The sequence below is a fragment of the Methylorubrum pseudosasae genome, assembly GCF_029504475.1.
GTDB lineage: Bacteria > Pseudomonadota > Alphaproteobacteria > Rhizobiales > Beijerinckiaceae > Methylobacterium > Methylobacterium extorquens.
Map to the genome: position 1 here is coordinate 158,438 of NZ_JAQGDU010000001.1, position 7,962 is coordinate 166,399.

6 protein-coding genes are annotated in these 7,962 nt (G+C 68.7%); 4 read left to right on the forward strand and 2 right to left on the reverse strand.

Annotated elements, in window-relative coordinates; genetic code table 11:
- Positions 1-3 precede the first annotated feature (3 nt).
- Positions 4-1,641, reverse strand: a complete 1,638-nt coding sequence (locus tag M2437_RS00855) for an L-dopachrome tautomerase-related protein (RefSeq protein WP_083530805.1) — start codon at positions 1,639-1,641, stop codon at positions 4-6.
- A 171-nt stretch (positions 1,642-1,812) separates the two neighbouring features.
- Positions 1,813-2,244: a VOC family protein gene (locus M2437_RS00860; protein WP_060769334.1), complete on the reverse strand. Its 432-nt coding sequence runs from the start codon at positions 2,242-2,244 to the stop codon at positions 1,813-1,815.
- A 494-nt stretch (positions 2,245-2,738) separates the two neighbouring features.
- Here M2437_RS00860 and M2437_RS00865 point away from each other — a divergent pair, with 494 nt between their 5' ends.
- The 4 genes from M2437_RS00865 to M2437_RS00880 all read left to right on the forward strand — a co-directional run.
- Positions 2,739-3,422: a gluconate 2-dehydrogenase subunit 3 family protein gene (locus M2437_RS00865; RefSeq protein ID WP_245517680.1), complete on the forward strand. Its 684-nt coding sequence runs from the start codon at positions 2,739-2,741 to the stop codon at positions 3,420-3,422.
- Positions 3,423-3,458: 36 nt separating this feature from the next.
- The gene (locus M2437_RS00870; RefSeq protein ID WP_135300051.1) at positions 3,459-5,231 is read left to right on the forward strand and encodes a GMC family oxidoreductase; all 1,773 of its coding nucleotides are present in this window, start codon (positions 3,459-3,461) and stop codon (positions 5,229-5,231) included.
- A gap of 10 nt (positions 5,232-5,241) precedes the next feature.
- A complete protein-coding gene (locus tag M2437_RS00875) occupies positions 5,242-6,576 on the forward strand; it encodes a c-type cytochrome (protein WP_060772202.1) in 1,335 nt (444 codons plus the stop codon).
- Positions 6,577-6,957: 381 nt separating this feature from the next.
- Positions 6,958-7,962 (forward strand): carbohydrate porin (locus M2437_RS00880; protein ID WP_499006343.1); only part of this gene is annotated, 1,005 nt, incomplete at its 3' end.

The following is a 7,962-nucleotide window of genomic DNA, read 5'->3' on the forward strand; positions in this document are numbered from 1 at the left end:
GGATCAGCCGCGGGCCGGAAATCGGCGCTCCTGGGTCGCGCCGGCATCGTAGCGGAGCGGCGAGCGGAAGGTCATGAACTCGACCCAGGTGCCCCACGGCATCCGGCCGAACCACAGCTGGTTGCCCGCCCCGGTCTCGCTGAGACCGAGGTCATTGGGGCCTTCGAGCAGCGTCCCGCCCGCGGCCGCGAACCGCTCCGTCGCCAGGGCGATGTCGTCCACGAACATGCTGAAGTGGTTGAGCCCGATATCGTTGATCCCCGCCGCCTCGGTGCGGGCGATCCCCGTGAGCTGGAACAGCTCGATGTTGGCCCCGTCGCCGAGGCGCATCTGGCAGGCGCCGCGCATGGTCGCGGTCTCCGGCAGGCCGTTGATCCGGCCGACATCGGCGGCCGTGAGCGGCGCGTCCGTCAGCTTGAGGTGGCGGTAGAGCACCGTCGCGCCGAACGCCTCCTCGAGGAAGCGGATCGCCGCCTCCATGTCCGGCACCGTCATCGCGACGTGCTCGATGCCGTGGATGTTGGACAGGCCCCGCGGCGGCGAACGGCCGGTTACCGCGTCGCCGAGGCGGATGCCGGCCAGCTCCCGCGGTAGTTGCAGGGCGAGGACCTGCCAGGGCGCCCGCGTGCGGTCGTCGCCCCCGGTGCCGGAGGCGAGGTTCTCGAGCTGGGAGGCGGGGACCAGCAGGCGGCGCTGCCCGTCGATGCAGATGGCGTCGGGCGAGGCCAGCCGGTCGTCCTGCACCAGCGTCAGCATCCGCCCCTGCGGCGTCAGCACGGCGATCCGGCGGTTCTCGGCGTCGGACAGGTAGAGGTTGCCCAGCGTGTCCATCGCCGTGCCGCCGATGGTCGGGATCTCGGCGATGGTCTGGATCGCCGACGCGAGGTCGGCATCGGTCAGGCTCTCGTCGGTGAGCAGGGCCGTCGCGATCCGGCGGACCGGCCCGGTCGGCGTCGCCCAGTAGAGCCAGGCCCCGTCGGCATCGAGTTCGATCATGTCGCTGGCGACCGCGGGCCGGCGGCCGTCGGCATCGGCCAGGATGCGGCCGCCCTGCCCCTTCTGCGCCGCGCCCTCGGGCTTGCGCAGAAGCGGGTGGCCGGAGAGGCGGCGCAGGGTCCGGTTCGCCGCCAGATCGTGGACGATGATGCCGCCGAGCCCGGAATCGGTGACGTAGAGCATGTGGTCGTGCAGGCGCAGGTCGTTCATCGTCGCGCCGGCCGGCAGGATGTCGTCGCCGAAGCGGAGCACCGCGAGCACGGTCCCGGTGCGCGGATCGAGGCGGACGATCTTCTGCCCGCCCGGCACGGCACGCTCGCCCACGGCCCCCTGATCGACGACCCACAGCGTCCCGTCGTTGAAGACGTGGACGGCGTTCACCATGACGAAGGCCGATTGCCCGTCGCCGCCCTGGCTCCACGCGTTCCACGCGCCACCGGGGAACGGCGACAGCGCCCCGTCCTGTTCGACCCTGACGAGCGAGGGGGTCTCTCTGTGGTCGGGGAAGCGCGGCAGGCCGAGGAACAGGGTGCCGTCCGGGGCGGCGGCGACGCCGTTGCACAGCCAGCGGGACTGCGCCGCGAGCGTGAGGACAGGCGTCGGCGCGGAGGCGGCACGCGCCGCCTGTGCGGTGGTCATCGACATGGGGGGCAGAACTCCGCTGGCGGCAAGCACGGCAAGCGCGGATCGACGGGTGAAATGCGGCGGCAGCATAGGGAGGCAAACGGGAGGCACAATCGATAGTGGCTGGCCGCGGGGGCAAGGGACTCTTGCGTCCTCGGCGAGAGTCCGGATGAGGACGAGCGCGGCGGGCCGCTACGTATCCTGCGCTTCGAGCGGGACTTCGGCGAAGATGCCCGTATCCGGCTCGACGAACTCGATCGTGTTGCCCTCCGGATCGGCCACGAAGAGCGTGCCGATCCCGAAATCGAGCGGGTCGCCGGCATCGGTCACGGCGTGGGTCTCGTATTCGAGGCTTGCCATGTACGGCGTCACGCCCTGGCGCAGCAGCGCCGCCGCGGTCTCGCGCAGGCTCTCGACCTCCAGCGCGAAGTGCTGCTCGATCCGGCCCGAGGCGGGCGCGTCGGGCGACGGCATCAGGTGCACGACGAAGCCGTTCCCGGCCCGCAGCCAGTTGGTCTTTGTCGGATGCGCGTCGAGGCCGATCACCTCGGTATAGAAGCGTCGCATCGCGTCGAGGTCGTGGGCGGCGATCGCCGTGTGATGCAGGCGCGTGACGCGGATCATGGCTATCCTCTTCGCAGGCGCGGCACCCGAGGCCCGCAGGTGACCGGCCGCCGCGCTCAAGGGCCGCGCGCAAGGGCGCTTCGACCGTCAACGGCCCGGCGCCGCGCCGGTCTCTCGCCGACAGGGCCAGGCTGTCTTGCCGGGCGGGAGGGGGAAGCGATGCGCCGACCTCGGATTTCTGCCGGCGCGGAGAGACACCGTGTCCGTTTCGGAAAGAGACCGCCGCGCAAGCTTGATTTATAGATATGCTAATTCAACGAGAGATCAGCAATTCGAGCGCGGCGTGAGATTTCGATAGTCATCGAGCGTGCTGCCAATGCTGCACGCACGCATGTCCGCAAGAATTGTGTGGCGACCCGACTTGTCGCTCGCATGGGGCCGCACCGCGGTGCCGGCCGATAGGCAGTCGCGCGTCACGATCTCAAAACCAAGCGCATGTCGATCGAAGTGTCGGCGCCGGGGGGAATATGAACAGAAGGCAGATACTCGCCTCGATGGCGGCCCTTGCCGGCAACGCCTCCACCGCGCAGGCTGCGGAACTCAGCGGCGAGATGCCCTGGGAGCCCGGTCAGGCGAACGTTCCGCCGCTGCCCGATTCCGGGTCGGAGCGCTTCGTGTTCTTCACGCCTGCGGAAGCCGAGGCCGTGGGCGCCATGGCCGACCGGATCATCCCGGCGGACGACCTGAGCGTCGGCGGCCGGGAGGCGGGCTGCGTCCGCTTCATCGATCGTGAACTCGCCGGCCCCTACGGCCGGGCGGCGACGCAGTACCGCCTCGGCCGCTTCGTCAAGGGAACCGCCGAGCAGGGCATCCAATCCCCTCTCGCCCCGGCCGACCGCTACCGGCTCGGCCTCGCCGCCCTCGATCGCCACTGCCGCGCGGCCCACGGCAAGGGCTACGCGAGCCTGCCCCCGGACGAGCAGGACAAAGTCCTCTCGGCGATGGAGGCCGGAACGCTCGACCTCGGCGAGGTCGATGCGAAGGAGATGTTCGAGCAGATCCTGCAGAACGTCCGCGAAGGCTTCCTCGCCGACCCGCTCTACGGCGGCAACAAGGATCTCGTCAGCTGGCGGATGCTCGGATTTCCCGGAGCACAGTACGATTTCCGCGATGTCATCGACTTGAAGGGAAAGAAGCTCGACTTCGTTCCGGTCAGCATGATCGACAAGTCCCTTTGATTTCTGCCCCTTGATCGTTCCGAAAGCTGTCGTCCGATGACCAATGTTCGTCCAAAAGCCGATGCCGTGATCGTCGGTCTCGGCTGGTGCGGCTCGCTCATGGCCGAGGAGCTGACCCGGGCCGGCCTCAATGTCGTCGCCATCGAGCGCGGCCCCTGGGTCGAGACGGCCGTCGATTTCCCGCCCTCCGTCGATATGGACGAACTGCGCTGGGACACCCGGCGGGCGATGCTGCTGCCGCCGGCGATCGAGACCATCACCTTCCGCAACGACCCGACCCAGAAGGCGCTGCCCGCGCGGGACTGGAACTTCAACGAGTGGGGCTACAATGTCGGCGGGTCGGGCACCCACTGGGCCGGCATGGCGTGGCGCTTCCTGCCGTTCGACTTCCAGCCCTACAGCATGACCGTCGCGCGCTACGGCGCCGAGCAGCTCCTCGACGGCCTGATCGTGCAGGATTGGGGCGTCACCTACGACGACCTCGAACCATTCTACGACCGGTTCGAGAAGATCGCCGGCGTGTCCGGCAAGGCCGGCAACCTCAAGGGCGAGAAGATCCCCGGCGGCAACATCTTCGAGGGGGCGCGCTCGGACGAGTATCCGCTGCCCCCCCTCAAGACGACCCGCCTGACCGACCTGTTCACCGAGGCCTCGGCCAGCCTCGGCTACCATCCCTTCATGGTTCCGGCGGGCCAGACCTCGGGGGCCTACACCAACCCGCTCGGCGTCCGGATGGGGCCCTGCACCTATTGCGGCTACTGTCTGTATTACGGCTGCGGCAACTGGTCGAAATCGACGCCCAACAACTGCGTCGTCCCGGCGCTGATGCAGCGCAAGAACTTCAGCGTGCTGACCGAATCGACGGTGCTGCGCGCCAACCTCGCCCCGGACGGGACCACCGCCACCGGCGTGACCTACGTCGACAAGGACAACCGGACCTGGGAGCAGCCGGCGGACATCGTCGTCTTCTCCGCCTTCCAGATGCAGAACGTGCGGCTGATGCTGCTCTCGAAGATCGGCAAGCCCTACGATCACGCGACCGGCGAGGGCGTCGTCGGCCGGGCCTACAGCTTCCAGACCGTGTCCGGCGCCAACATCTTCTTCGAGAACGAGTACCTGAACCAGTTCATCGGCGCCGGCGCCCTCTCGGCCCAGGTCGATGACTTCAACGGCGACAACTTCGACCATACCGGGATGGGCTTCATCGGCGGCGCCGGCATCCTCGTCGTCTCCCGCGGCGCCCGCCCGATCGGCAATGCCGACTTCCTCCCGCCCGGAACGCCCCGGTGGGGCAGCGCGTGGAAGAAGGCCTACACCCACAGCTTCCAGAACGGGACGTTCCTGTTCGGCCAGGGCACGAGCTTCGCGCACAAGGACGCCTATCTCGACCTCGATCCCGAGTACAAGGACATCCACGGCCTCCCGCTCCTGCGGCTCACCTACGACTACAACGAGAACGACCGCCGCTCGGCGAAGCTGATCGAGGACAAGAGCGTCGAGATCGGCCGGAAGATGGGAGCGAAGGTCGTCGTCGGCACGAACGCGACCAACCAGCACGCCTCGCCCTACCAGCTCGCCAGCGACCACACCAATGGCGGCGCGGTGATGGGGCTCGACCCGAAGACCAGCGCGCTCAACCGTTTCCAGCAGAGCTGGGACGTTCACAACGTCTTCGTCCTCGGCGCGTCGTCCTTTCCCAACAACGCCGGCTACAACCCGACCGGAACGGTCGGCGCCCTGACCCTCTGGACTGCGAAAGCGATCATCGAGACTTATCTCGACAAGCGCGGTCCGCTGGTGGCGAATTGAGGTGACGACCGTGACCTTGCTCCTGCGCACCCTCCTCGCCACCGCAGCGCTCTCGCTCTGCCTTCCCCTCGGGAGCGTCGCCTCGGCCCAGTCCGAGCCGGCACCGATCCAGACGAAGGACGTCGACGCGCCCAAGGTGGTGGAGGCGCCGAAGACGGAGGCCGACCCCGCCATCGAGCGCGGGCGCTACATCGCGGTGGCCGCCGACTGCGTGGCCTGCCACACCAATCCGAAGAGCGGGAAGCCGTTCTCCGGCGGCTACGCCCTGGAGACCCCGTTCGGCACGCTGCTGTCGAGCAACATCACCTCCGACCCGGAGACCGGCATCGGCCGCTGGACCGAGGCGGAGTTCACCCGCGCCCTGCGCGAGGGGCTCGGGAAGGAGGGGCAGCACCTGTATCCGGCGATGCCGTACACGAGCTACACCAAGATGTCCGATCGCGACGTCCACGACCTGTGGCTCTACATGAAGACCGTGCCGCCGGTCCGCAACGCCGTCGTCACCAACCAGCTTCCGTTTCCCTTCAACATCCGCGCCCTGCTGATGGGGTGGAACCTGATGTTCTTCGAGCAGAAGCGGTTCCAGCCGAGGGCCGACCGGTCCGCCGCCTGGAACCGCGGCGCCTATCTCTCCGACGCGCTTGCCCATTGCGGCGCCTGCCACACGCCGAAGAACGTCCTCGGCGGCGACAAGACGAGCAAGGCCTATCACGGCGAGGTCCTGCAATCGTGGTACGCCCCCGACATCACCACGAGCAAGACCGGCGGCATCGGCGACTGGTCGAAGGACGACATCGTCCAGTATCTCAAGATCGGCAGCAACCGGATGGCGGTCGCCTCGGGGCCGATGGCCGAGGCGGTGACGAACTCGACCCAGCATCTGAGCGACGCCGATCTCGCCGCGGTCGCCGACTATCTCCAGTCGCTGCCGCCGAGCCCCGCGACCGAGGCGAGGCGCGTCGCCGCCCCCGATCCGGTCATGGCCCAGGGCAAGCGCGTCTTCGACGCTCAGTGCAAGGCATGCCACGCCTCCGACGGAACCGGAATCCGGCACATGACGCCGAGCTTCCCCGGCAACACCGCCGTGCAGTCGCACGAGGTCGCCGGCATCGTCCGGACCGTGCTGGCGGGCGCACGCGGCGCGATCACGGCTGAGAATCCGACGGGGGCGGCGATGCCGTCCTTCGCCTGGAACCTGTCGGACCAGCAGATCGCCGCGGCTCTGACCTACATCCGCAACAGCTGGGGCAACGCCGCGCCGCCGGTCACCACCGAGGCCGTCGCCGCCACCCGCAAGGCCCTCAACCTCAACGCCGTCGGGCGCGCGCCCCACCCGGTCCCGTGAGGGGCGGCGCCCGACGCATGGCCCCGCGCGAAAGGCCGGCTGCACCGCCGCGCTCACAGCGGATGAGGTCGGGAGCGGACGTTTCGCGAACCGCCCTGTACCTCCAGGGCGAGCCGTGCTCGCGCGCGGAGCCGGTAGAGAACGACACCCGCGGGATCGGCCGCACGAGCGGGAGAAGTTGAGGCCAGAGCCTCCGCTTCGTCTCGGCCGTCACCTGCGCCCTGCCCCGCGCCGCCTCGCTCCGAATCCTTCCGCCTGCGGGTTGATCGGCGCGAAGTAGACGGTCAATGCTTCGCAAATATAATTTATTGAGCGGAATAATTCCGTTTTCATCGCGCTATTACTGAGAATCCACCAATCAAACTGCGGGTGTTCAAGTCTATGTCGCCCCTAAAAAGACGGCTTCTCGCCACGCTGTCAATCGCCGCCGTGCCGCTGATGAGCGCCGCGCAGGCCGAGCCCGGGCATGGTTCCCGCGCACGATCCCGGCACGCCCCCGCGGCGGGAGGGGAGGCATCTCCGGGCGTCGTCCCGACCGCGTCGCGTCCCTCGACGGCGGATTCGTCCCGGCCGGCGCCGCCCGGCAGCCTCGACACGCAGGCCGCCGCGCCCACCTGGGGCGTGCTGGGCAACTTCGGAGGCCTGCGCGACGACCTCTTCCGCGCCGGCATCCGCACGGACGGCAGCTTCGATTACCAGACCTCGACCAACATCCAGGGCGGCCCCTACCAGTCCCTGCGCGGCGCCGGACAGCTCGCCCTGCGCGCCGCCGTGGACATGGACCGCTTTGCCGGCCTCGCGGGCGGCACCTTCAACCTCGCCCTGACCTACCGCTTCGGTCGCGGCCTCACCGCGGACCAGCACCTTAACGTGCTCCAGCAGACCGAGGAGATCTTCGGCCGCGGCCGCTTCCCGCGGCTAACCCAGCTCTCCTACACCCAGCGCTTCGGCGAGTTCGTCGATCTCAAGTTCGGCCGCCTGCCCGTCAGCGCCGACTTCGCCGGCTTTCCTTGTGAGTTCCAGAACCTGACGTTCTGCGGAAACCAGCCCGGCAACCTTGTCGGCAATTATTGGTACAACTGGCCCGTCTCGCAATATGCCGCCCGCCTGCGGCTCGGCAATCTCGACACCGGCTACCTCATGGCCGGCGTCTACCAAGTCAATCCGCGCGACCTCGAGAACGGCTTCAACTTCGACCCGACCGGTGCCGCCGGTGCGCTGGCCATCGTTGAGGCCGCCGCCTTCCCGACGCTCCCGCCCTTCACCTATCGCGGCAGCTACACGGTCGGCGCGTGGTACCAGACCGGCGGCGGCCCCGACCTCTTCCTCAACCGCGACGGCCTGCCCCTGGCGTCGGCCGGCGGGCTGCCACTCGCAAACCGCGAC